21 protein-coding genes are annotated in these 23,410 nt (G+C 69.1%); 8 read left to right on the top strand and 13 right to left on the bottom strand.

The features are described 5' to 3' along the window. Positions 1-430: 430 nt before the first annotated feature. Complete coding sequence (locus tag ACFQS9_RS06195) at positions 431-2,575, bottom strand: ATP-dependent DNA helicase UvrD2 (protein ID WP_378402573.1); 2,145 nt, start codon at positions 2,573-2,575, stop codon at positions 431-433. A gap of 87 nt (positions 2,576-2,662) precedes the next feature. Here ACFQS9_RS06195 and ACFQS9_RS06200 point away from each other — a divergent pair, with 87 nt between their 5' ends. Beyond that, complete coding sequence (locus ACFQS9_RS06200; RefSeq protein WP_378402575.1) at positions 2,663-2,920, top strand: mycoredoxin; 258 nt, start codon at positions 2,663-2,665, stop codon at positions 2,918-2,920. Positions 2,921-2,935: 15 nt separating this feature from the next. Here the strand turns inward: ACFQS9_RS06200 and nudC are convergent, their stop codons facing one another. Together nudC and ACFQS9_RS06210 are read right to left on the bottom strand one after the other, a co-directional pair. Next, positions 2,936-3,820: an NAD(+) diphosphatase gene (nudC, locus tag ACFQS9_RS06205; protein WP_378403179.1), complete on the bottom strand. Its 885-nt coding sequence runs from the start codon at positions 3,818-3,820 to the stop codon at positions 2,936-2,938. Positions 3,821-3,880: 60 nt separating this feature from the next. Next, positions 3,881-4,948, bottom strand: coding sequence for a potassium channel family protein (locus ACFQS9_RS06210; RefSeq protein ID WP_378402577.1), 1,068 nt, complete (start codon positions 4,946-4,948; stop codon positions 3,881-3,883). A 119-nt stretch (positions 4,949-5,067) separates the two neighbouring features. Between ACFQS9_RS06210 and ACFQS9_RS06215 the strand changes: the two genes are divergently transcribed. Beyond that, a complete protein-coding gene (locus ACFQS9_RS06215) occupies positions 5,068-5,448 on the top strand; it encodes a DoxX family protein (protein WP_378402579.1) in 381 nt (126 codons plus the stop codon). Positions 5,449-5,479: 31 nt separating this feature from the next. On the opposite strand, the gene ACFQS9_RS06220 is transcribed toward ACFQS9_RS06215, so the two are convergent. Further along, entirely contained in the window at positions 5,480-8,857 is a 3,378-nt protein-coding gene (locus tag ACFQS9_RS06220; protein ID WP_378402581.1) for an ATP-dependent helicase, read from the bottom strand. After that, complete coding sequence (locus ACFQS9_RS06225) at positions 8,854-12,156, bottom strand: ATP-dependent helicase (protein ID WP_378402583.1); 3,303 nt, start codon at positions 12,154-12,156, stop codon at positions 8,854-8,856. The genes ACFQS9_RS06220 and ACFQS9_RS06225 overlap by 4 nt, the downstream gene beginning before the upstream one ends. 70 nt (positions 12,157-12,226) lie before the next feature. On the opposite strand from ACFQS9_RS06225, the gene ACFQS9_RS06230 reads away from it, so the two are divergent. Genes ACFQS9_RS06230 through ACFQS9_RS06240 form a run of 3 tightly spaced genes read left to right on the top strand, consistent with a single transcriptional unit; the run spans position 12,227 to position 13,718 of the window. After that, positions 12,227-13,012, top strand: a complete 786-nt coding sequence (locus tag ACFQS9_RS06230; RefSeq protein WP_378403181.1) for an alpha/beta fold hydrolase — start codon at positions 12,227-12,229, stop codon at positions 13,010-13,012. After that, the gene (locus ACFQS9_RS06235; protein ID WP_378402585.1) at positions 13,013-13,309 is read left to right on the top strand and encodes an MGMT family protein; all 297 of its coding nucleotides are present in this window, start codon (positions 13,013-13,015) and stop codon (positions 13,307-13,309) included. Between the two features lie 7 nt (positions 13,310-13,316). Then, positions 13,317-13,718 carry an ACT domain-containing protein gene (locus ACFQS9_RS06240; RefSeq protein WP_378402587.1) on the top strand — a complete coding sequence of 134 codons (402 nt, stop codon included), beginning with the start codon at positions 13,317-13,319 and terminating at the stop codon, positions 13,716-13,718. 3 nt (positions 13,719-13,721) lie between these two features. On the opposite strand, the gene ACFQS9_RS06245 is transcribed toward ACFQS9_RS06240, so the two are convergent. From ACFQS9_RS06245 to ACFQS9_RS06265, 5 genes are all read right to left on the bottom strand, one after another. Further along, positions 13,722-14,954 (bottom strand): kynureninase, encoded by a 1,233-nt coding sequence (locus ACFQS9_RS06245; RefSeq protein WP_378403183.1) that lies wholly within the window; start codon positions 14,952-14,954, stop codon positions 13,722-13,724. Positions 14,955-14,959: 5 nt separating this feature from the next. Further along, positions 14,960-15,970: an amidohydrolase family protein gene (locus ACFQS9_RS06250; RefSeq protein WP_378402589.1), complete on the bottom strand. Its 1,011-nt coding sequence runs from the start codon at positions 15,968-15,970 to the stop codon at positions 14,960-14,962. 6 nt (positions 15,971-15,976) lie between these two features. Then, complete coding sequence (locus ACFQS9_RS06255; protein WP_378402591.1) at positions 15,977-16,840, bottom strand: tryptophan 2,3-dioxygenase; 864 nt, start codon at positions 16,838-16,840, stop codon at positions 15,977-15,979. Between the two features lie 203 nt (positions 16,841-17,043). Next, complete coding sequence (locus ACFQS9_RS26460; RefSeq protein ID WP_465269916.1) at positions 17,044-17,682, bottom strand: recombinase family protein; 639 nt, start codon at positions 17,680-17,682, stop codon at positions 17,044-17,046. Then, positions 17,654-18,937, bottom strand: a complete 1,284-nt coding sequence (locus ACFQS9_RS06265; protein ID WP_378402593.1) for a beta strand repeat-containing protein — start codon at positions 18,935-18,937, stop codon at positions 17,654-17,656. The genes ACFQS9_RS26460 and ACFQS9_RS06265 overlap by 29 nt, the downstream gene beginning before the upstream one ends. Before the next feature lie 625 nt (positions 18,938-19,562). Between ACFQS9_RS06265 and ACFQS9_RS06270 the strand changes: the two genes are divergently transcribed. The 3 genes from ACFQS9_RS06270 (at position 19,563) to ACFQS9_RS06280 (ending at position 21,949) form a co-directional block, all read left to right on the top strand. Next, positions 19,563-20,714: a helix-turn-helix transcriptional regulator gene (locus ACFQS9_RS06270; protein WP_378402595.1), complete on the top strand. Its 1,152-nt coding sequence runs from the start codon at positions 19,563-19,565 to the stop codon at positions 20,712-20,714. A gap of 223 nt (positions 20,715-20,937) precedes the next feature. Then, entirely contained in the window at positions 20,938-21,156 is a 219-nt protein-coding gene (locus ACFQS9_RS06275) for a hypothetical protein (protein WP_378402597.1), read from the top strand. Positions 21,157-21,319: 163 nt separating this feature from the next. Next, positions 21,320-21,949 (top strand): hypothetical protein, encoded by a 630-nt coding sequence (locus tag ACFQS9_RS06280; RefSeq protein ID WP_378402598.1) that lies wholly within the window; start codon positions 21,320-21,322, stop codon positions 21,947-21,949. A gap of 60 nt (positions 21,950-22,009) precedes the next feature. Here the strand turns inward: ACFQS9_RS06280 and ACFQS9_RS06285 are convergent, their stop codons facing one another. The 3 genes from ACFQS9_RS06285 to ACFQS9_RS26465 form a co-directional block, all read right to left on the bottom strand. Next, a complete protein-coding gene (locus ACFQS9_RS06285; protein WP_378403185.1) occupies positions 22,010-22,732 on the bottom strand; it encodes a recombinase family protein in 723 nt (240 codons plus the stop codon). A gap of 125 nt (positions 22,733-22,857) precedes the next feature. Continuing rightward, positions 22,858-23,118 (bottom strand): RipA family octameric membrane protein, encoded by a 261-nt coding sequence (locus ACFQS9_RS06290; RefSeq protein WP_465269918.1) that lies wholly within the window; start codon positions 23,116-23,118, stop codon positions 22,858-22,860. Beyond that, positions 23,021-23,254, bottom strand: coding sequence for a hypothetical protein (locus ACFQS9_RS26465; protein ID WP_465269919.1), 234 nt, complete (start codon positions 23,252-23,254; stop codon positions 23,021-23,023). Before ACFQS9_RS26465 ends, ACFQS9_RS06290 begins: the two co-directional genes overlap by 98 nt. Positions 23,255-23,410: the final 156 nt, after the last annotated feature.

Below are 23,410 nucleotides of genomic sequence, written 5' to 3' on the forward strand. Positions count from 1 at the left end.
TGCGAACCGAAAGCCGGGCTTTGGAGCAACGAGCTCAAAAACAAGGGCCACGGTCCGCTGGTGCGTCCGTGGCCAAGAGGAAGGAGTTCCTACCGAATGGTGATTCGGCTTCTACTCCAGGGCACGGACGAGAGCGCTGCTGCGTGTGCGCGATGGCGGACGACGCGCTTCGGCGCCACCGCCCACGTAGCTGCGGGCAGGTGAGCGGCGCCTGCGACACGAGTGGTCGCCGCGTACGCGTTCGCGCTGCGGTTCCAATCGATCATCTGCCGTTCACCTCCCTTTTCGTTCGTGCCGTCCCGCCGGTACCGAGGCACCTGCGGGCTTGTCGCGACGGCAAGCCGGAGCTCACTGCGTCGGGAACCAGGGTATGCGGTCTCCTACAAACCGCACAACCCATTTTTGACCTGCGGTTTCCCGCGTCCGACGGTCACGGTGCCAGTTCCGGTTCGCCGACCGGCGACTCGCCCCGTACCACCGCGAGGACGTCCGCCCCGTACCGCTCGAGCTTCGCCGCGCCGATCCCGGGGATCGCCACCAGTCCGCGGTCGTCCTGCGGCTGCTGCTCGGCGATCGCGGTGAGCGTCGCATCGCTGAACACCACGTAGGCGGGCACCTTCAGCTCCTTCGACTTCGCGGACCGCCACGCCTTGAGCGAGTCGAACAGCGCGGCGTCGAGGTTCGACGGGCAGGCCTCGCAGCGCCCGAGCATCGTCGCGGCGGTGCCGAGCAACGGCTTGCCGCACACCCGGCAGCGCGGTCGCTTCTTCTGTGTCGCGGCGGGCGCCGCGATCCGGGACGCGGGCGAGTCCTCGGGGATGAGACCGTGCAGGAACCGCGAGCGGCGCCTGGACTTGCGGCCGCCCTCGTTGCGGGCCAGCGCCCAGGACAGCTGCAGGTGCTCGCGCGCACGCGTGACCCCGACGTAGAGCAGCCGGCGTTCCTCCTCGACGGCCGCCTCGTCGTCGGGCGACTTGCTGTCCCCGAGGGCGTGGGCGATCGGCAGGGTGCCGTCCGCGAGCCCGACCAGGAACACCGCGTCCCACTCGAGCCCCTTCGCCGCGTGCAGCGAGGCGAGCGTGACGCCCTGCACCGTCGGTGGGTGCCGCGCCTCGGCACGAGCGGCCAGGTCCCGGAGCAGTCCGTCGAGGTCGAGCTCCGGCTCGTGCACGAGCAGGTCCTCGGTGAGCGAGACGAGCGCACCGAGCGAGGCCCAGCGCTCGCGGGCCTGGGCGCCGACCGGTTCGGCGTCCGTCAGTCCCAGTGGGACCAGGATCGCGCGGACCAAGGTGAGAAGTTCCTTGCCGCGCCCCGCCTCCTGCGGCAGGTCGTCGCGGCCGGCGGCCTGGCGCAGCGCGGACACCGCCTGGCGCACCTCCGGCCTGGTGAAGAAGCCCTCACCCCCACGCACCTGGAACGGGATGTCCAGCTCGGTCAGCGCCTGCTCGTGCGCCTCGGACTGCGCATTGATCCGGTAGAGCACGGCGATCTCGGCGGCGGGGGTGCCGCCCGCGATGAGCTTCTGGATCGCCCTCGCGACCCCGGCCGCCTCGGCGGGCTCGTCGTCGAACTCGACGAACTCGGGCGCAGGCCCCGGCGGGCGCTGCCCGATCAGCTTGAGCCGGGTGCCCGCGATCCGGCCGCGTGCGGCTCCGATGACCTGGTTCGCCAGGGACACGACCTCCGGCGTCGACCGGTAGTCACGCTCGAGACGCACGACCGCGGCATCGGGGAACCGTCGGGAGAAGTCGAGCAGGTACCGCGGCGTCGCGCCGGTGAACGAGTAGATGGTCTGGTTCGCGTCGCCGACGACGGTGAGGTCGTCGCGCTCGCCCAGCCAGGCGTCGAGCACCCGCTGCTGCAACGGCGTCACGTCCTGGTACTCGTCCACCACGAAGCAGCGGTACCGGTCGCGGAACTCCTCGGCGACCGTGGAGTGCTCCTCCAGCGCGGCGGCGGTGTGCAGGAGCAGATCGTCGAAGTCGAGCAGCATCGCGCCGTCGCGGACCTTGAGCGCCTCGTAGGCGGCGTAGACGTCGGAGACCTTGCCCGCGTCCGCGGGCGGTTCCCTCCTCGACCGCGCGGCCGCAGCCGGATAGTCCTCGGGCGCGATCAGGGACGCCTTCGACCACTCGATCTCGCCCGCGAGGTCGCGGACGGATTCGGTGCTGGTGGACAGCCCCACCCGGTTGGCGGCCTGCGCCACGATCGCGAACTTGCGGTCGAGCAGGTCCCATTGGGTGTCGCCGACGACCTGCGGCCAGAAGTACCTGAGCTGACGCAGCGCCGCGGCGTGGAAGGTGCGGGCCTGCACCTGGTTGGCACCGTCTCCGATCCCGAGGGTCCGCAGCCGGGCCCGCATCTCTCCCGCGGCCCGCGCGGTGAACGTGACCGCGAGCACCTGTCCGGCGGAGACGTGCCCGCCGGAGACGAGGTGCGCGATCCGACGGGTGATGGTCCTGGTCTTGCCCGTACCCGCGCCGGCCAGCACGCATACCGGTCCTCTTGGCGCGAGCACCGCGGCCGACTGCTGGGGGTCCAGGCCCGTATCGTCCGCTGACATGGCGTCCATCATGGCAGGGCGCACCGACAGCGCCGCATCGAGTCGCCGGGATCACAACCGGCGTGGAACAGAGCCGCCGGTCGTGATGTTATATCCGCCGTGACTGCTACAGAGACCGCCACCGACCTGACCATTTACTCGACCACCTGGTGCGGGTACTGCCGCCGCCTCAAGAAGCAGCTCGACGAGTCCGGCATCAGCTACGTCGAGATCGACATCGAGGACGATCCCGCGTCCGCAGAGTTCGTCGGCAGCGTCAACGGCGGCAACCACGTCGTCCCGACCGTGAAGTTCGCCGACGGCAGCACGGCCACCAATCCGACGCTGGTCCAGGTCAAGCAGGCGCTGGGTCTCTGACGTGCGGGCCGCTGGCTAGGCCTTGGCCCAGGCCTCGAGCATCCCACGGGCGATGGACACGGACCCCGGCACCAACAGCCGGGCGTCCGTGTCCGAGGTCCAGTCCCCCGCTTCGAGGGCCGCCCTGACCTCGTCACGGCCGAACCAGTGCGCCTCGGCGATCTCCCCGTCGGTGAAGGCGAGCGGTGCGTCCGGGTCACCGACCGCGGAGAACCCGATCATCACCGACCGGGGAAACGGCCAAGGCTGACTGCCCAGGTACCGGACATCGCTGACCGCGAGGCCGACCTCTTCGCCGATCTCCCTGACCACGCACGACTCCAGCGACTCGCCGGCCTCGACGAACCCGGCGAGCACGGAGAACCGGCGCTCGGGCCAGTTCCCGTTGCGCGCCAGCAGCACCCGATCTGCCCCGTCGTGGACCAGGCAGATCACCGCGGGATCGGTGCGCGGGAACTCCTCGTGGCCGGTGCTGGTGCTGTGCCGTGACCAGCCGGAGATGGTCGGCGTGGTGGCGGCCCCGTCGACGGCGCTGAACCCGGCGCTGTCGTGCCAGTTCAGGATTGCGATGGCCGTCGTCAGCAGCCCGGCACTCGAATCGTCGAAGAGGTGCCCGACGAACCTCAGGTCCCCGAGCTCGCCGGACAGGGCCGCCACCCGGACCGCCCACAGGTGCCTGCCGTCGCGGCGTCCGAGAAAGACCGCGCCGGAGACCGGCTCGGGTCCAAGTTCGGTTGCGGGGTCGAGGATCAGCTCGCCGCCGTCGAGGCGGACCTGACCGCGGTGGTTGACGCGCAACAGCAGGGCCTCGGCCCACCCGGCGCGCAAAGCCGCACTGTCCGTGCGCAGTTCCTCGGCTCGATCCAGCGCCGACCGCGACAGCAACGGGACGTCGGTCATTTCGAAGTTCGCCACGACCCCAACCCTAGGTGTCGCGCCCGGCGCCTCGGGCACGAGGCACTAATTGCTCACGCGGCGGATGTAGAGCAGGCGGTCGTTCTCCTCCACCGCATCGACCTCGGGACTGCCGACCCGGACCAGGCGGCCGTCCCGCACCACCCCGAGCACGATGTCGGACAGGTGCCGCGGCGAGCCACCGATCTCGTCGCGTTCGACCTCGCGCTCGGCGATCGCGAATCCCGCCTCGGGGGTGAGCAGGTCCTCCACCATCTCCACCACGGTCGGGGTGGTCCTGGCGATGCCGAGCAGACGTCCGGCGGTCTCGGAGGAGACGACCACCGAGTCGGCGCCGGACTGACGCAGCAGATGCGCGTTGTCGGTCTCGCGGATGGCCGCGACGATCTTGGCGTTCGGCCCGACCTCGCGGGCGGTGAGCGTCACCAGCACCGCGGTGTCGTCCCGGTTCGTGGCCACGATGATCGAGGCCGCGTTCTGCACGCCCGCCAATCGCTGAACGTCGGACTTGGTCGCGGAACCGTGGACGGTCACCAGGCCGAGGCTCGCGGCGGACTCCAACACGGTCTGGTCGGTGTCGACGACCACGATCTCGGACGGGGCGATGCCGTCGCCGAGCATCGCGTCGACCGCGGTCCGGCCCTTCGTGCCGTATCCGACGACGACGGTGTGATTGCGCATGGTGTGCCTCCAACGCTGAATCTTGAATGCCTGACGCGATCGTTCGGTGAGCGCGGCCATGGTCGTGCTGATGAGGATGATGAGGAACAACACCCGCAATGGCGTGATCACGATGACGTTGATGAGCCGTGCGCTCGGGGTGATCGGTGTGATGTCGCCGTATCCGGTCGTGGAGAGCGAGACGGTGGCGTAGTAGAGGCAGTCCAGGAAGGACAGTTCGTTCTCCTGCGCGTCCCGGTAGCCGTCCCGGTCGAGATAGATCACCAGGACCGCGAGCATCAGGACCGCGACGGCCATCATCACGCGACGGAAGATCAACTGGTACGGGCTCCGGATCACCTCCGGGATACGCAGCACCCCGACCAACGCGTAGTCCGGCCGATCGGTCAGTACCTCGTGATTGCGCAGCCTCGCGCGCAACTTACCGGCCATGACGTGTTCTCCAGTTCGCTGACATCGGCTGGCAGCCTAACCCCCGATCCGGCACCGGGGCCGGACAACCGCGCGCGGCGCGTCTGGCGCGCCTGGTTCCGGTCGGGCAGGCTGGCGACATGAAGATCTCCCCGGCCACCGGACTCGCCGCTCTCCTGTTGGGCACGGGCACGCTGCATTTCGTCAGCCCCACGCCGTTCGACAACATCGTCCCGCGCGCATTGCCGGGCCGCGCCCGGACCTACACGCACCTCTCCGGCGCGGCCGAACTCGCGATCGGAGCGGCCATCGCGCTGCCCCGGACGAGGCGGCTCGGCGGCGGGCTGGCCGCGGCACTGTTCGTCGCGGTCTTCCCCGCTAACGTGCAGATGGCCGCGGACTGGCTCGGCCGCGGCTCGACGCCGCTGCCGCTCAAGGCGATTGCGGTCGGTCGCCTGCCGCTGCAGATTCCGCTGATCCTCGCGGCCCTGAAGGTCCGCAAGGGCGACGCCGGCGCCTGACCCGTTCGGCACAGATCTTCATGCGTGCCTCTCAGTCAGACTGGGCGCTCGCCCCCGCCGAGTCGATCAGCCGGGCGAGCGCGTCGCCGTCGGGCAGCTCGGTCGGCGCGATGGTCCGGCCGGTGCGCACATAGTGGAACGCCGCGCGGACCTTGTCCAACGGCACCGGCGGCCCGCCCCTGGCGGCGGACCGCGCCGACATCAGCTCCGACCACGCCAGACGATAGGCCGCGAGCTGCATCACCACCGCCCGCTCGTTGGCCGCCGACGGCTCGGCGCCGGTCTTCCAGTCGATCACGGTCCAACCGCCGTCCGGGTCGGCGAAGACCGCGTCGATGCGGCCCCTGATCACCGTGCCCGCGATCGACGTCTCGAACGGGACCTCCACCTCGACCGGGCTGCGGTTCGCCCATGTCGAGCGTAGGAAGGCCTCCTGCAGCCCTTCCAGGTCGGTGTCGCCGACGGCCCCCGTGTCCGCGGCGCCCGGCAGCTCGTCCAGATCCAGCAGCCGGGTGGCGCCGAACCTGCGCTCGATCCAGGCGTGAAACGCGGTTCCCCTGCGCGCCAGCGGATTCGGCGGATACGGCAGCGGGCGACGCAGCCGGGCCGCGAGCTCGTCGGGCGCGGCGGCCAGTTCCACCAACTGGCTCACCGACAACTGTGCGGGCAGCGCGACCTCGGCGCGGGCGAGCGCTCGCTGCCTGCGCTCGGCCAGCAGCACGTCCACGTCGGCCGCCCAGCCCTCCGGGTCTGCCTCGTCGTCGGCGTCCTCGTCTTCGTCCTCGGGCCCCAGCGCGATGAGCTCGGCCAGGACCAACTCGGCGCCGCGCTGCACCGGATCACGCCTGTTCCCCAGCGGATCGCTCGGCCACTGCGCGGTCACCGGCTCGGCGGTGAGCGGGTTCTCCGCGTCCTCCTCCGGCGCCTGCGCCCACAGCTCCACCGTCCCGAGCTCGTCCGCCGCGTCGACGAGTTCGCGCATCTCCAGCAGGAACTCCGACGGACCCCTCGGCGTGCCGCCCGACTCCGACCAGTGGTGGCCGGACAGGTACAGCGCCCGCTCGGTGCGGGTCAGCGCCACATAGAACAGACGCCTGTCCTCGTCGAGCCTGCGCCTGCCCAGCGCGGCCTTGTGCTCACCGAGGGCATCCTCGAGGTCCTTGCGGTTGAACAGGTCCTCGAGATCGAGCACCGGGACACCGTCCGCCCCGTCACCGTCGTGCGCCCGGTCACCGCGCAGCGCCGGGGGCAGCTCACCGACGGCGCCCAGCCAGCTGCCGGAGGCGGTCTTCGACGGGAAGACGCCCTCCACCAGGTGGGGCACCGCCACGACCTGCCACTCGAGCCCCTTCGCCGAGTGCACCGTCAGGACCTGCACCCGATCGGGCGCGACCTCGACCTCGCCGGGGGCCAGGCCCTTCTCGATCGTTTCCGCGGCCGACAGGAAGGCCAGCAGCCCGGTCAGCGTCGCGGTGGAGTTGCGGGAGTACCCGGCCACCGCGTCCGCGAAGGCGTCAAGATGCTCGCGCCCCGCTCCGCCGTCGCCGGTGAAGCGCAGCCGGGCCTGCGCCTCGATCCCGATCCCCAGCACCCGCTCCACCTCGGCCACCAGCTCCGTGAGCGGCTGACCGATGCGTTCGCGCAGCGAGACCAGCTCGGCCGCCAGGGCCCCGATCCGGGCGTAACCGAGAGGCGAATAACGCTGCGGTCCACCGGGGTCCGCGATCGCGTCGGCCAGCCCGGCGAGCTCGGCATGCTCACCGGGAAGCGCGGCCTCGAGCGCCTGGTCGAGGCTGGCCGCGTCGGTGACCGCTCCCCCGGTGCCGTGTGTCGACCCGATCGCCAGCTCGCGCGCCCGGCGCCACAGCGCGGCCAGGTCCGCGGCCCCGATCTGCCACCGGGCCCCGGTCAGGATCCGCATCGCCGCGCTGCCCGCCAGCGGGTCGGCGACCATCCGCAGCATGGCGATGACGTCCGCCACCTCGGGCGTGTGCAGCAGCCCGCCGAGCCCGACCACCTCCACCGGGAGGCCGTGGCGGCGCAGGGCGGCCGCGATCGGCGCGGCGTCGGCGTTGCGGCGGATCAGGACCGCCGCGGTGGGCGGCGCCTCGCCCCGGGCGCCCGCGGCGGCGTACTCCTCGGCGATCCGGGCCGCGAGCCAGTCCCGCTCGCGCTCGACGTCCTCGGTGAGCGCGAGGCGAATGTCGCCCGCGACCGCACCGGGTCGCGGTCGCAGCTGTTGCACGGGAACCCCGCGCTCACGCAAGGACTCCGAGGCCGCGTTGGCGAGGGTCAGCGCCTCGGGCGGGTTCCGCCAGCTCGTCAGCAGCTCGAGCCGCGGCGCGGGATCGCCTCCGGGCAACGGGAAGTCGGTGGCGAACCGGGGCAGATTGGCGGCCGACGCGCCGCGCCAGCCGTAGATCGACTGCATCGGGTCGCCGACGGCGGTCAGGGCGAGGTCGCCGTCCTCGCCGCCACCGAAGAGCGAGGACAGCAGCACCCGTTGGGCGTGTCCGGTGTCCTGGTACTCGTCGAGCAGCACGACCCGGAATCGTTGCCGCTCGGATCGGCCCACCTCGGGATGCTCCGCGGCGACCCGGGCGGCGAGGGACATCTGGCTGCCGAAGTCGAGCGCACCCTCACGCCGGAGCACCTCGGAGACCCGCTGCACCAGCGGCAACAGGGCGACCCGCTCGTGCTGCGTCTCGAGGATGTCGAGGAGTTCCTTCTTCGGCCCGCCGCGCTGTTTGGGACCGGCGGGCAGGGTGTGGATCAGCTTGTCCAGCTCGGTGTGCGCCTCGCGCAGGTCCTCCGGCTCCACCAGGTGCTCGGCCAGCTGCCCGGACAGCGCGAGCACCGCCTCGGTGAGCGAGGTGGGGGTACGGTCCGTCTCCAGGTCGCCGTCCCAGGAGCTGACCACCCGGTGCGCGAGCTGCCACAGCTCGGTCTCCGACAGCAGCTCGGCGGACGGTTCGATGGGCAGCAGCAGACCGTGCTCGGTCAGCAGTCGACCGGCGTAGGAATGGTAGGTGCTCACCTCCGGCTCGCCGCCGAGGATCCGGCCACGCAGGTCCCCGCTCGGATCGAGCTTGCGCAGCAGAGCCGAACCGGCAAGGCGCGCAAGGCGTTGCCGAATCCGTGTGGTCAGCTGCTGGGCCGCCTTACGGGTGAAGGTGAGCCCGAGGACCTGCTCCGGGTCGACCAGGCCGTTGGCCACCAGCCAGACCACCCGGGCCGCCATCGTCTCGGTCTTGCCCGCGCCCGCACCCGCGACCACCAGGGTCGGCCCGAGCGGCGCCGCGATCACCGCGGCCTGCTCGGCGGTCGGCGGATGCTGGCCGAGCGCGACGGCCAGGTCGGCCGGGCTCACCCGGGCCCCGCTCCTCCACGTCTCGACGTCGCGGCTCATCCCTCGGTCACCTGCCGTCCGGTTTCCTGTGCCGGGCAGCTCGACCGCGCCGGGCAGTGCCTGCACCCGTCGTTCGGCTGCGCCCGGAAGCCGGGGCCCTTGGTGGCCGCGGCCGCGTCGTGCACCACGGTGAGCCACTCCTGTTCGCCGTCCTCGCCGAGCGGGGCCTGCAGGCGCTGGGCGGCGCCCTCCTTCTTGTTCGGCTTCGCCACGAACACCAGGCGCGCCCCACCCGGCTCCGAGGGCGGCTCGCCCTCGATCGCGCCCGCCAGCGCCGCCACCTGGTAGGTCGCCAGCTGCGCATGCTGCTGTGCGGCCTCCTTGCTCACCGGGCTACGCGCGGTCTTCACGTCCACGATCACCGGCCGCCCCTCGGTGTCGCGCTCGAGGCGGTCGATCCGGCCGCGCAGCCGGATCTCGGGTCCGCCCTCCTCCCGCGCCTCGAGCACCCCGTCGACGGCGACCTCGACGCCGACTTCCGTGAGTTCGCCGCGGGAGAGCCGCAGCCATTCGGAGAAGCTGTCGAGCATCTGCCCGGTGCGGTCCATCTCCCGTCTCGAGTACCACTGCGAACCGAGATCGACCGCGTCCCATGCGGTGGCGAGCGCCCGGCGCACCTGGTCGGGTGGCAGCTTGCCCGCCACGGCCTGGACCAGGGTGTGCACCAGGGTTCCGGTCACCGCGTGCGTGTTCTCGCCGTCGGTGCCGCCGTTCCGTTCGAGCGCCCACCTCAGCGGGCAGGTGCTCAGCTGCTCGATCGTCGACGGCGACAGCGGGACCGGACCGTCCTCCGGTTCCCACAGCGGGGCGTCGGTGCTCATCCCGCCCACGCCCCACCAGTTCTCCGGATGCGCGCCGCGCACCCCGTCCCTGGCCAGCCGGGCGAGTTGCCGGGCCGCCCTGGCCTGACGCTGCGGATCGTTCTCGGCGAGGTCCGGATCGCACACGGCCCGACGGAGTTCCGCGACCAGCGACGGCAGCGACAGCACCCGCCCCGCGGGCACCGGTTGTTCCACCACCACCTCACCGGGCCCGTCGTCGCCCTCGATCCGGCCGATGAGCTCGTCCACGAACCGCGACGGCACCAGGTCCGAGTCCCCGGTCGCGGACTCGACCGCCGTGATCAGCAGGGAACGGCGTGCCCGGCTGCAGGCGAGCAGGAACAGTCGCCGCTCCTCGGCGAGCAGCGGGGCGGTGCGCGACAGCTGCGATTCGCTCGACGGCGAGGCGTCGCTGACGCCCGCGGCGAGGTCGACCAGCACCTCGGTCCCCAAGAGGGTGCCGCGGGCGCGCAGGCCCGGCCACAGCCCCTCCTGGACCCCGGCGACGGCCACCACGTCCCATTCCCGGCCCGCCGCGGAGTGGGCACTGAGCACCGTCACCGCCTCCCCCGCGATCGCCACCGCGGATCTCGAGTCGCTCGAGATCTGCTGTTCGGACAGGTATTCCACGAACCCCGCGAGGGTGGCCCGCGGCAATCTGTCGACATAGCTCGCGGCGGCGTCGAAGAGCGCGACCACCGCGTCGAGGTCCCGGTCCGCCTGCGCGCCGATCGGGCCGCCGCGCAGGGAGGCCGCCGCCCACCGCTTCTCCAGGCCGGTCGCCTGCCAGCTCGCCCAGAGCACGCCCTCGACGCCGCGTCCCTTCCGATGGGCCGCCCTGGCCTGCCCGAGGATCGAGAGGACGCGCCGCAGGGCCGCCGACTCGCCGTCGGTGAGCTTGGCGATCAGCCCGCGGTGCTCGTCCTCGCCGTCGACGATCAACGAGCGCAACAGGTCCGCGGAGTCTCGCTGGCCACCGGCGGCGATCTCGACCCGGCGCAGGCCCCGTCGCAGCCGCCGCAGGGTCACCGGATCCGATCCGCCGACCGGTCCGGACACCAGCGCCAGCGCGTCCTCGCCGGTGAACTCGACGCCCGCGACCGCGCGCAGCACCAGCAGCAGGCCGCCGACCGAATGTTGTCGGGCGAGCGGGAGTTCCGAGGCCGAGGTGGTCACCGGGACACCCGCGGCCAGCAGGGCTCGGCGGAGCGGGGCGAGCACCCGCGGAACCGATCGGACCACGATCGCCATCCGTGACCAGGGCACACCGTCGTGCAGGTGCGCGCGGCGCAGGGTGTCCGCGATCAGCGCGGCCTCCTTGCCCTGGGTGCCGAGCACCTGCACCTGGGCCCGGCCCGGTTCCTCGGTCGAGGACGCCGCACCCCGGTGCGGCGGCCGGCCCGGCAGGCGGCCGGCGATCGCGGCGGTGACCGTCGAGATCCGTTCCGCGCAGCGATGATCGGTGTCGAGGATCAGCTGGTTCTCCGAGCCGGCGTCGGCGAGGTCCATCAGGAATCGCGAGTCGGCCCCCCGGAATCCGAAGACGGCCTGGTCCGGATCGCCCGCCACGACGGACAGATCGGTGCCCGAGCCGATCAGCCGGACCAGCTCGGCCGCCTGCGGGTCCAGGTGCTGGGCGTCGTCGACGAGCAGGTACCGGATGCGTGAACGCTCCTGCTGCAGCAGCTCCGGGTCGGTGGCGAACGCGGTCAACGCCGCGCCGACGAGTTCGGCCGCGTCGAGGGCGGGCGCCGTGGCCTCGGGGGCCTCCACCCCGACGGCACCGCGCAACAGCATCACGTGCTCGTAGTGGGCGGCGAAGCGTCCGGCCGCCACCCACTCCGGCCGCGAGTGCTTCCGACCGAGCGCAGCGAGGTCCTCGGGGCCCAGTCCGCGCTCGCCCGCCCGCAGCATCAGGTCGCGTAGCTCGACGGCGAAGCCGGTCATCGACAGCGCGGGGCGCAGCCGCTCGGGCCAGTGCTGCGCCCCGTCCGCGACGTCACCACGCAGCATCTCGCGCAGCACCGCGTCCTGCTCGGCCCCGGTGATCAGCCGCGGCGGCGGGTTGGAATGCGCGGCGGCCTGCAGGCGGAGCACCGCGAACGCGTACGAGTGCACGGTCCTGACCAGCGGCTCACGGGTGGCCCGCAGCGAGTCGGGACCGGCGGAGCCGAGCAGACCCGCGGTGATCGCCTCACGGACCATGGTGGCGGCGCGGCGTGAATGGGTCAGCACGAGAATGGATTCCGGGTCGCAGCCACCGTCGGCTATCCGCGAGACCGCGAGGTCGACCAACAGCGAGGTCTTGCCCGTGCCCGGTCCGCCGAGCACCTGCCAGGGCCGTCGCCCACGGCCTCCTCGCGGCTCGGCGATCAACCGCAGTGCCTCGGGAGCCCACACCCGGCGAGGGCCGGCCTCCGCCGATCGGCGGACCAATGTGGCGGTGGCCCGCCGCGCCTGTTCCCGATCGCCCGACATGGGTGGCATTCCATCACGGCGGGCCGACAACCACCGCCGCGCGTCCACCACGGTCGGCGGATCCGGCAAGATGTCCGGCATGGGCGAGATCCACATCCACCGCTTCGGGCCGCCGGCCGGCCGGCCGGTCCTAGCACTGCACGGCCTCACCGGCCACGGTCAGCGCTGGCAGCACCTCGCGGAGGCGCATCTGCCCGAGGCCAGGGTGATCGCGCCGGACCTGCGGGGGCACGGCCGCTCGACGTGGTCGCCGCCCTGGGGCATTGCCGACCACGTGGACAGCCTGGTCGAGGTCCTCGCGTCCGAGACCACCGAGCCGGTCGTGCTGGTCGGCCACTCGTACGGCGGCGCCATCGCCGTGCACCTGGCCCGCCGGGTGCCCGAGCGGGTGCGCGCCCTGGTGCTCCTCGACCCCGCGATCGGGCTCGAACCGGCGCTGATGGCGGAGGTCGCCGACCTGACCGTCCGGTTCCCGGACTACACCGACGCCGCCGAGGCGCGCTCGGAAAAGGTGCACGGGGCGTGGGCGGACGTGGCGGACGAACTGCTCGACGCCGAACTCGCCGAGCACCTGATCGACCGCGAGGGCGGCCGGGTCGGCTGGCGGATGTCGATACCGGCGATCGTGGCGTCCTGGGGCGAGCTGGCCCGGCCGTTCGTGCTGCCGCCCGCGGACCTGCCGACGATTCTGGTGCAGGCGATGCGGGTGCAGCCGCCCTACGTGACACCCGCGTTCCGATCCGCGCTTGCGGCACACCTCGGTGATCGACTCACCGTGGTCGAGATGGACGTCGATCACATGGTCGGGCAGGCCAGGCCCGGGGACGTCGCGGAGCTGATCGGGAAGCTGCTGTAGGTGGCCGCCACCACGGAGGCACAGATCGAGCGGGTCCGCGAGCTGGTCGCGGCGATCCCGCCCGGGAAGGTGGCGACCTACGGCGACATCGCGTCGGCCGCGGGACTGTCGAGCGCCCGGACCGTCGGCTGGATCATGCGCACCGACTCGGCCGACCTGCCGTGGCACCGCGTGCTCGGCGCGAGCGGCAGACCGGCTGCCCATCTCGCGCACCGGCAGATCTCGAAGCTGGCACTCGAGGGCGTACCCATCCGCGACGGCAGGGTCGACCTCGCCGCGGCCAGGCACGAGTTCTGAGGTCCTGATGAGCGGTGAACGCGACCTCGAGATCCTGATCTCGTCGATGAACCCCGTCCTCCGACCGGGCACCTTCGTGTTCGTCACGGTCCCGGAGGCGGCGGCCCCCGGGGTCCGGGCGGCGGCCACGATCACCGAGGACGAGGGCGTCACCCTGGTGCTGACGAAAGAAGAAGCCGACGCCCGCGGCTGGGGGTACGAGTTCGAGGCGGCGTGGCTCACGCTGCGGGTGCACTCCGCGTTGGACGCGGTCGGCTTGACCGCGGCGGTGAGCTCCCGGCTCGCCGGAATCGGCATCAGCTGCAACGTCATCGCCGGCTACCACCATGACCACCTGCTGGTGCCGATCGATGACGCATCGCACGCGCTCGCCGAGTTGAAGGCGCTCGCCGCCGACGGTCGGGGCTGAGTATCAGCACCCGGCCGCCAACTCCGCGCGGATCGCCTCGACGCCGACCACCACCTCGGCGAAGCTGGTGCTCAGCGGGCTCAGCCCCAGCCGGAGACCCTCGGGCGCGCGGAAGTCGGGGATCACCCCGCGCTCCCACAGTGCCGGGGTCGCCGCACGAAAGTGCGGATGATCGATGGTCACATGGCCGCCACGCAGGTCCGCGTCGGCGGGCGTCGCGACCCTCACCCCCAGCGGTACCAGCGACTCGGCGACGAGGTCGAGCGCGAACTCGGTGAGCCGCACCGACTTCTCCCTGATCGCGCCTATGCCTGCCCGTTCGATGAGTTCGAGCATCTCGCGCATCGCGATCATGCCCAGCACCGCGGGCGTGCCGCTGAGGATCCGACGGATGCCGCGCGCGGGCCGGTACCCGGGGGCCATCTCGAAGACGTCCTCGCGGCCCATCCATCCCCAGATCGGCTGCACGAACTCCTCCAGCAGTCCCGCACGCACATAGGCGAAGGCGGGTGAGCCGGGACCGCCGTTCAGATACTTGTAGGTGCAGCCGACGGCGAGGTCGACTCCCCAGTCGTCCAGTTCGATCGGGACCGAACCGACCGAGTGGCACAGATCCCACAGCATGAGCGCCCCCGCACCGTGGACGACCCGGGTGATGGTGGCGGCGTCGGCCAGGTAACCAGAGCGATACGCGACGTGACTGAGCACCACCAACGCGGTCCGCTCGCCGACCGTCGCGGCGACCTCGTTCGCGTGCACCCCGCTCCGCGGATCGGACTCGATCCAGCGCAGCGTCATCCCCAGCTCCGACGCGATCGCCTCGAGCACATAGCGGTCGGTGGGGAAATTGTCGGTGTCCAGGACGATCTCGTTCCTGCCCGGGCGTGTCGCGATGCCGCCGCGTGCCAGCTTGTAGAGCAGCACGGTGGTGGAGTCGCCCACCGCGGTCTGGCCCGGGCCGGCGCCGAGGACCACCCGGGCGAGATCGTCACCGATCGTCAGGGGCAGGTCGAACCACTCCTCGTCCCAGCCGCGGATCAATCTGCCGCCCCAGTCCTCGGTGACGAATCGGGCCACCCGCTCGGCGCCCGCCCTGGTCGGCCGCCCGAGTGAGTTCCCGTCGAGATAGGAGACGACGGACGGGGCGTCGACGAACAACTCCCGATAGGAGCGCAGCGGATCGGCGTCGTCGAGTTCGGCCGCGCGCGCCGAGAATCGTTGCGGGACAGGTCTGATCGCGCTCACCCGAACCGCTCCTTGATCTGCGCGGTGTCGAGGTTTCGGGTCTCGGCCAGCCACGAGGCCCAGTCCTCGTCCTCGGCAGGCGGCGGGCCCGGCGTCCACGCGAGCCGCGTCGCCGAGCCCGCCGGCCACGGCACGGCGATCGATTCCAGCACCGACTCACGATCGAGTCCGGCCCCGAGCAGCGCCGTCAGTTCGCGGGGATTCACCCCCACCGGTTGGGGGCCGTTGCCCTGGTCGGTGCCGTACACCACGACTCCGCCTGCGGCGCAGAACCGGCGAAGGTTGTCGGCGGCGACGTCGAACTCTCCTCCGCGGCCGTGGATGTCGAGGGTGCTGACCCATCGCATCGACCGCGCCATCGCCGCGAGCAACTCCTCGGGCAGAGGCTCGGTCCACGGGGTGTGCGCGAGCAGGTCCGCCCCGGACTCGAAGGCGCGCAAGGCCTGCCCCGGCCCCTCGGCGTGGACCACGACGAGTCGGTCTCGCGCGTGTGCGGCGCCGACCAGCACCTCGAGGGTCGCATCGTCGAACACCGGGCCCGCCACGGAGTTCAGCATGACCTTGACGAAGGTCGCGCCTGCGAGGATCTGGACGTCGACGGCGGCCGCCGCCTCCTGCGGCCCCTCGACGATGCACACCGAGTCGGCGGCCGCCCACCACCGGTCGGTGGGGTAGCCGCCCGGGACCGTGAGGAACTGACCCGCGAAACTCACCTCGGGCAACCCGTCCCGGACCGCCGCGTCCACAAACGGCGCGAGGACCGTCGGTGACGAGCCGAGGTCGTGCACCACCGCCAGGCCACCCGCGAAGAGAGCGCGCGCATCGACGAGCCCGAGGTGCACATGGGCGTCCCGCAGGCCTGCGAACACGACCCCGGGGATCTCGAGATCGGCATGCCCGTCCGTCGGGGTTCGCCGCCGCAGCGATACCAGCCGGCCTCCGCGCGCCGTCAGCCTGCACGGCCCCAACCAGGCTCCGCACCAGAGGTTCTCGACGTCGACGTTCATCGGTCCTCACCGTCCCAGTTCGGTGCGGACGGCGAACAGCTCCGGGAAGAAGGTCAAGTCGAGCGCGCGCTGGAGATAGCCCGCGCCCCCGGAGGAGCCACCGGTGCCGGACTTCATCCCGATCACCCGGAGCACCGTCCGTAGATGCCGAAAGCGCCAGAGCTGGAAGCTCTCCTCGAGGTCGACGAGTTCCTCGAAGGACTCGTACGCCCGCCAGCAGTCCTCCGGATGCTCGTAGACGTGCCTGACCATCGGCATCAGGTCGGGGTTCAGCACATACGCGGCGGTGACCTCCCTGTCGAGGGCGGAGCCGGGCACCTCATAGCCCGCGCGCGCGAGGCAGCGCCAGAACTCGTCGTAGAGGGTCGGCTCGTGCAGGAGGGCGTCGAGGACTGCATGCGACGGCGGGTCCGCCTCGAACACCCTGAGCAGGTCCGGGTTCTTGTTGCCAAGGATGAACTCGACGGCGCGGTACTGGAAGGACTGGAACCCCGACGCGTTGCCCAGGAAACCACGGAACTCGGCGTACTCGGTCGGCGTCAGCGTCGCGAGGATCGACCACTGCTCGGTCATCGACTTCTGGATGTGTTTGACCCGGGCGATGCACTTGAGCGCGACACCGATGTCGTCCGCCGCGAACGCCCGACGGGCCGCACGGATCTCGTGCAGGACGAGTTTGAGCCAGAGTTCGGTGGTCTGGTGCGCGATGATGAACAGCATCTCGTCGTGGTGCTGCGGCTCGCTGACCGGGTTCTGCGCGCTGAGCAGGGTGTCGAGGTCCAGATAGGATCCGTAGCTCATTCTGGCGCTGAAATCGGTGACGATGCCGGGCTCGAGGTCCCGCAGGTTCCGTTCACCGCCAAGAGTCATGCGTGTGATTGTCGGCCGACCTGCGGATACCGTCCGGATCCGTGGCCGAATCGTTGTGTTTACATCCGCACGGCCCTGGTGCTCGACCCGCTCTGGGGAGCCGGGTGCGGCTGGGCGTTGCAGACCCCCGAGTGCCCGCCCTTCGTCATACTCTCCCCGCGAATGCTGGCCCGAACACGAGTCTTCCTGTAGGAGTGGAGGTGTCAATCCGCTCGGTCACGCTGCGGAACGCTGCACCCTTGCTCTCGATTGAGCCCGACAGTTTCGATCAGGTGGGGCAGGTTTCGACCTAATCGGTCTAACCGCGACACGACGAGCGTGTCCCCTGGTCGAAGGTTGTCGAGTGCATCCTGCAACTCGGGGCGGTCCTTCTTTGCCCCGCTCGCGACCTCCTCCCAGACCCGGAAAAACCTCGGCCGCGAGAGCGTCCCTCTGGAGGTCGAGATACTGATCGGCTGTACTGACCCGCAGTAACCCAATGTTGCGCTCACAGGGCAAGACTGTCCCAGAAACGTCCGACTTCGACGAGGAGCCACATGGGAGGGTGAGACGGGTTTCTGGGACACGTCACGATTCGGTAACGGCCGGGCGCGATTTGGGTGCAGCAGTTGTTCGACCGGGGGAACCGTCCCCGCCGACCGGGCCGGGCGGCGGGGACGCCAGCGGGTCTGGTGTCTCGCTGGTCGGTGTCTCGGTAATGACCGAATCTGAGTCTTGCAAGACTGTGCAAGATAGTGCAGATTGCTCTCACAAAGTGTGGCGGTTCGCCATGGTCGCCACCCGCCTCCGGTTTCTACACGTGCGTAGTCGGCTTTACGACGGACAAGACGTGGACTGCGCATCACCGTTTGCTGAGGCAGAGCATCCGGTGGGGGCGGTGGCGAAGGCTTCACTGCTGTCGCCGGTCACCGTCGCGCTGTTGTCGTCGCCGTCACCCGCGAAGGCGACGCTGTTGTTGCCGGTGACGGCGGCAGTGTTGCTGTCACCGAAGCCAGCATCCGCGAGGCTGTTGTTGCCGGTCACCGTCGCGCTGTTGTCGTCGCCGTCACCCGCGAAGGCTTCGCTGTTGTTGCCGGTGACGGTGGCGCTGTTGTCGTCGCCTTCAGCCGCGGCGATGCTGCTGTTGCCGGTGACCGTGGCGGTGTTGCTGTCACCGAAGTCGACGAAGGCGCTGCTGTTGTTGCCGGTGACGGTGGCTGTGCTGTTGTCGGAGCCGTTCGCTAGGGCTTCGCTGTTGTTGCCGGTGACGGTGGCGGTGGTGTTGTCGCTGCCGGCAGTGATGGCTTCGCTGTTGTCGCCGGTGACAGTGGCAGTGTTGTTGTCACCGAAGCTAGCATCCGCGAAGCTGCTATCCCCGGTGACGGTGGCGGTGTTTCCATCACCTTCCGCGAGGGCGATGCTGTCGCCGCCAGTCACGGTGGCGGTGTTGCTGTCACCGAACCCTGCCACCGCGATGCTGTTGTCGCCGGTGACGGTGGCGGTGTTGTTGTCGCCTGCACCCGTGGTTGCGGTGCCACCCGTTAGCGCCTGACTGCCATCGCCGATGACGGTCGACGTATTTCCGTTGCCGACGGTCGCATCGGCGAAGCTGCTATCCCCGATGGCGGTGGCGGTGTTCCCATCGCCGTCCCCGGCGCGGGCGGTGCTGTCGTCCCCGTTGACCCGCGCGGTGTTACGGCTGCCTCCCGTGCCAGCATCAGGTGTCGACCCCGCTACTGCAGTGCTGTTGTCGCCGTTGACTTGCGCCTTGTTGTGATCACCGCCAGTTGCTGTGGCTGCACTGCCGTCACCATGAGCGATCGCTACCGAACCGGTTCCCTCCGACGTGGATGTAGCGTTGCCCTTCTGTACGCGCAGCTCTCCGTTGGTCGATACGCTCAGGTTGGGGGAATGATCCGAAGACTTCGAGCCAGTAGAAGACTTCGAATCCCTCGACGATGACGACGTTGAATCCGTCGACGATGCAGATGTAGAACTGGACGTATCAGAATTGGGCTTTGCGGACGCTTCCTCTGCGGTGGCGACTGCCAATGCGGCACCCAACCCCACAGTGAAGACGAAAGTGCCCACACGTCCAACATGTTTCGTGCCGTTCATGGTGATCCTTTCTGGCAGTAACAGGCGAGAGTCCTCACCTCTACTGCTGCGGGATAATCGATGCCGACGCAGCCGATGTGAGGCCCAATACGGCCGTATCGGGGATCGAAGTCGGCGGATGAGGACGACATCGTCGGTTCCGCCTCAAGATTGATTGATGACACCGTGCCGACTCCCGGTCCTCCGTATCGAGCCGCGATTGCGCCGTCGTCCCGCGACGGCATCCTCCCGCGCGGCCACATTCGGATGGTTGCTGCTCGATTACAGGAATTCTGTCCCAACGCAGCCGAACTGACATCGTATGAACGGCTTAGCTGTAGTCGATCTTGCTGTCGAGGGTGGACACTTGCGCCGTACCGCGACGACACCGCGGGGAACATAGCGCTCAGCAGCCTCGTCCACCGTGACCAGTCCCCAGTCGTTGGCGGCCATCCGCACCGAAACGCTCGGCAGTACTGTCGGAGTCCGCGGGTGCGTGGTGACGATGTCGCGTAGCGCCACTCCGGAAGCGAGTAGACCTCTACCCGTGACACCAGGGCAGTCCCCGGCGGAACATTATTTCGTGGCGCGGTTCGTAGACCTAGAAACATTTTCGAGCCTGGTTTCGTCGATATACGACTCTGCTGTGAACCCATCGACGTGGCAGGCGACCCTCTACGACGTAGTCGACGCGTTCGACGGCATAGCCGGCTCGCTGGTGCTGACGTCATCGGCCGATCGGCACATCACGCTCGGGGTCGGGCTGGGGACGAAAACAGTCGACAGCTACAACAACCACTACCGCGACCTCGATCCGATTGCCCGGATCATCGAGCAAAGCTCCCCAGGCACCGTGGGTTGTGTGTTCGACAGTGTCCCACCAGCCGACTTGTCCAACAGCGAGTTCTTCATCGACTGGGCGCGTCCGAGCGGGTTGGGGGACGGCCTGTTCGCTCGGTTCTCGGCCCGCAACGACGGTCCGTGCTGGTTCATATGCATCGACCCGTTGGAACAGAATCGACGATTCGGAACACCGTGGCGACTCAAGTTGATGCACCAACTCATCCCACACCTTGCGGCAGCGGCCAGAATCGAGCGCACCTTGTCCGATCAGAGGGCAAATCTCCGACTGACGACCGACATCCTTGAGCATCTCGACCACGGCGCACTGCTGGTCGACGCACACGGCCGAGTCCAGCACATGAACACCGCAGCGCACGCGATCCTGCAGCGCAGCGACGGGTTGTCCATCACCAGTAACGGCGAGCTGTCCGCTGGCACTGCAGGCAACCGGATGACTCTGTGCGGGCTGATCGGACGGGTGTGTGGCCACGACACACCCGTTGGCGCAGCCGGCAGTATGTTGATCGCCCGGCGGTCGGGTCAAAGGCACTACGTTCTACACGGCCTACCGATTCGACGCGACGAATCCTCGTCTCGAGGTCCGCGGCTCGCGCTCCTCACTATTGTCGATCCCGATGAGACCAGCCAGAAGCCTCCTGCCGAGATTTGGCGGCTGCTTTATGGCCTCACACCGCGAGAATCGGTCATTGCTCAAAACGTGCTCAGAGGCGAGGGACTGCAGACCGTCGCAGATAGCTTGGCGATAACACTCTCGACTGTCCGGGTGCACCTGCAGCATGTATTCGAGAAGACCAACACGCGTCGCCAAGCCGAGCTCACCCGCCTACTCACCGCGACCGGACCAATCTTCACGCCCGCCACCCGCGACTGCCGTGTGATCGATCCAAGTCGAGCGCCATCCGAAGGGTCCCGACTCACCAATCCCGATCAGTAGACCGGCCTTCATTGCGGGAGCAGTAGCGTGGAAACGGACACGATTGGCTGCTGGGCTCTTTGACGTGCCGTGTTCGAAGGATGCCGTCGGGGACGCAGGGGGTCGTGTCTCGCGTGTCGGTGTCTCGGAAACGACCGATAGGGAGACAGGTGCAGCCCCCCCCCGATAGGCAACAGCAATCAATCCCGATTCGGAGTTCGCACTCGCCCGTACGCTGGCGATCGTGAGCACGGACCACAGCTACGAGATCTCCACCATCCAACTCGGCCCCTATGACGACCTGTCGCAGTTGATGGCAGATCTGGCGAACCACGCCTCGACCGCAGCCACACTCGCATGGCAGACCGAAGGCCAAGTCGTCGTCTCGGTCTCGCACTCCATCACACCGATCGACGGAAAGCTCTTCGGCACAGTGTTCCTGACAACTGACGAGCAGAGCTGAACTGGTCAACAGACGCCGACCATTGGCATCTCGATGTCTCATCCTCGGTGTCGCAGAATCGAGCGAAACTGAGACCCCAATCAGTGGAAGGTGGATATCGCCGCTCGGTAACAAACCCGGATAAAGACATCCCCACCCTTTGTGCAGCCGGAATCATGACAGAATGAGCGCCAGCTCCCCACCGCCGCGACGGCGTCCTCATTCGGTCGCTGGAGCTTCTCGAAAACGCGGAGAAGCGAAGGTCAGCGCAGAACAGCGCACTCGTGAAGACGCCCTGCGTGCAGACCTTGGAACTGAGTATCAGGCACTCGTACGCATAGTGTCCGACTTCGACGGGCGCTTCTTGATCGTAAAGAGCTGGTCGGTCACGTTGAGTCTTGCGGCTATCGGCTTGGGCTTCCAACAGGAGCATTACGCCTTGTTCGCCCTCGCCAGCGGTACGGCGCTCGCGTTCTGGTTCATCGAGGGCGAAATGAAACGCCATCAGAGACGGTACTACTCACGGATGCGCGATATCGAGGTAGCGGCGTACTACCTGAACCATGTCCCGATTGACGATCGCCAGGAGTCCAGTCCGCGCATTGATTGGTACTGGGACTACAAGGGACGCGGGCCCGACTTCCGAACCGCGAAGCCCAAGCGGCGGGATCAGAAGAATGTAGATCGCACACTGAAAGGAGCCCGCTGGACGACAGACGTTCTCCTTCCGCATGCCGTCGCCGTGGTGCTCGGGCTCGCACTGTTCATCATTGCCGTCCTGGAACTGCCCTGGCTCGAACACCTAAAACCATAACGAGCGACTGAAGTTCCCCGACAGCCAGCCGACCATCCAAGACGGAACAGGTCTCACGAATCAGCGCGTCAGAAACGATCGATTCTCAGGCAGGGGATCATGCCCTTGCCGCGGCGGGCCGGCTACGATCCGAGACGTCTCACCGCCTGCTGTCGCAGAAACGACCGAACGCGAGCCACTGTCATTTTTTGTGGAACCCCACAAACATTCGGTATCGACCAGTCCACCTCCGGTTACGCGAGACAGGGCACTCGCGCACCGTTTGACTCCGGGAAACGTGATGTGCACCGGATTGGGCTGACCAACGGGGATCAGGGTCGCCGTAGTACTCGGGAAGGTGGTGGTGTGCTGGCCCGGAGCGGTGCAGCTCGACGAGGTGGCTTCCTGGTGCGGGCTGAGTTTGGATTTCTTGCCGCGGAGCCGACCTTTGGCTTTCGCGACGGCCATTCCTTCTCGGGTGCGAGCCCTGGCCAGGTCTGCCTCGAACTTCGCGATCATCGACAGCGTCGTGAACAACAGCCGTCCGATCGGGTCGGTGGGGTCGTGGACAGATCCACCGATGTTGAGCTTGTCCTTCCGGCCGGTGGGCTCGTCGGCGATCGCGCGGGCATCGGGCACGGAGCGGGCCAGGCGATCGAGTTTGCTCACGACCAACATGTCGCCTTCGCGTACCGCCGCCAGGGTCTCACGCAGCCCGGGACGGTCCCGATTGGTCCCGCCGCCCCCGCACTCCCGGCAGCCTCCAGATGACGGCCCGGAGCGCCGTCTGGAGAGCGGGGGGATAACCTATCGATCAATTCCTTGCGATCGGGCACGATTCCCGTGCGCTTGGAGACCAATCCCGGCCGGATCGTCGGCGACTTGCGGGTCCCGAATCGACACACCGCACAGGCGTTATTGGCGAAGACTCAGGCGAGAACAGCGGCGAGGAACCCCGAGATGTACGCGAGCGCGAAGAGAACGGGGATCCACTGCTCGATGTGCGACAGGGGCCAGTACCGGGACCGGTCATTCCCCTCACCCAGTGCCCACCATGCGGCACGCCAGAAGGGGGAGGCCGGGAGTCGTTCCTCAAGGACGCCGACGACCTGGTACTTGGCACTGTTGAGGAGCCGGTAGCTCCGGACCAAATAGAACCAGGCGAAACACTGGCCGAGGACCGCGGCCAGGGGGGATCGCCAGCCACCACACCTTGTCCTGTGGTGGGGCCTTCCCGAAGGCGGCGACGAAGGTGACGATGCCAGTGTTCAGGGTCAAGAAGAACGAATTCGCCAGCCCGCACCGGGCGCTGACGCGGTCGGCCATCTCCACGTAGAGCCGGTACTGCTCAAGCACCGCGCTCTCGTAGGTGGTGGTCCGGCCCCGGGCCCGGTCTTGTCCGGTGCGTCATTCCAGAGCCGGGCGCGAAGCTCGGATCGGCGATCGTTGTGGTACACCGTCTACCTCCTGGCGTGTCGCATG

This window comes from Rhodococcus daqingensis (assembly GCF_042665615.1).
Taxonomy (GTDB): Bacteria; Actinomycetota; Actinomycetes; order Mycobacteriales; family Mycobacteriaceae; genus Rhodococcus_G; species Rhodococcus_G daqingensis.

Bases quoted from the DNA above. Each gene is read 5' to 3' on its own strand.
- ACFQS9_RS26460 (WP_465269916.1), bottom strand. From the start codon at position 17,682: ATGCGCAGTCCACGTCTTGTCCGTCGTAAAGCCGACTACGCACGTGTA.
- nudC (WP_378403179.1), bottom strand. From the start codon at position 3,820: ATGACCGACGTCCCGTTGCTGTCGCGGTCGGCGCTGGATCGAGCCGAG.
- ACFQS9_RS06265 (WP_378402593.1), bottom strand. From the start codon at position 18,937: ATGAACGGCACGAAACATGTTGGACGTGTGGGCACTTTCGTCTTCACT.
- ACFQS9_RS06220 (WP_378402581.1), bottom strand. From the start codon at position 8,857: ATGAGCCGCGACGTCGAGACGTGGAGGAGCGGGGCCCGGGTGAGCCCG.
- ACFQS9_RS06225 (WP_378402583.1), bottom strand. From the start codon at position 12,156: ATGTCGGGCGATCGGGAACAGGCGCGGCGGGCCACCGCCACATTGGTC.
- ACFQS9_RS06210 (WP_378402577.1), bottom strand. From the start codon at position 4,948: ATGGCCGGTAAGTTGCGCGCGAGGCTGCGCAATCACGAGGTACTGACC.
- ACFQS9_RS06230 (WP_378403181.1), top strand. From the start codon at position 12,227: ATGTCCGGCATGGGCGAGATCCACATCCACCGCTTCGGGCCGCCGGCC.
- ACFQS9_RS06195 (WP_378402573.1), bottom strand. From the start codon at position 2,575: ATGATGGACGCCATGTCAGCGGACGATACGGGCCTGGACCCCCAGCAG.
- ACFQS9_RS06240 (WP_378402587.1), top strand. From the start codon at position 13,317: ATGAGCGGTGAACGCGACCTCGAGATCCTGATCTCGTCGATGAACCCC.
- ACFQS9_RS06280 (WP_378402598.1), top strand. From the start codon at position 21,320: ATGAGCGCCAGCTCCCCACCGCCGCGACGGCGTCCTCATTCGGTCGCT.
- ACFQS9_RS06215 (WP_378402579.1), top strand. From the start codon at position 5,068: ATGAAGATCTCCCCGGCCACCGGACTCGCCGCTCTCCTGTTGGGCACG.
- ACFQS9_RS06255 (WP_378402591.1), bottom strand. From the start codon at position 16,840: ATGACTCTTGGCGGTGAACGGAACCTGCGGGACCTCGAGCCCGGCATC.
- ACFQS9_RS06250 (WP_378402589.1), bottom strand. From the start codon at position 15,970: ATGAACGTCGACGTCGAGAACCTCTGGTGCGGAGCCTGGTTGGGGCCG.
- ACFQS9_RS26465 (WP_465269919.1), bottom strand. From the start codon at position 23,254: ATGGCCGACCGCGTCAGCGCCCGGTGCGGGCTGGCGAATTCGTTCTTC.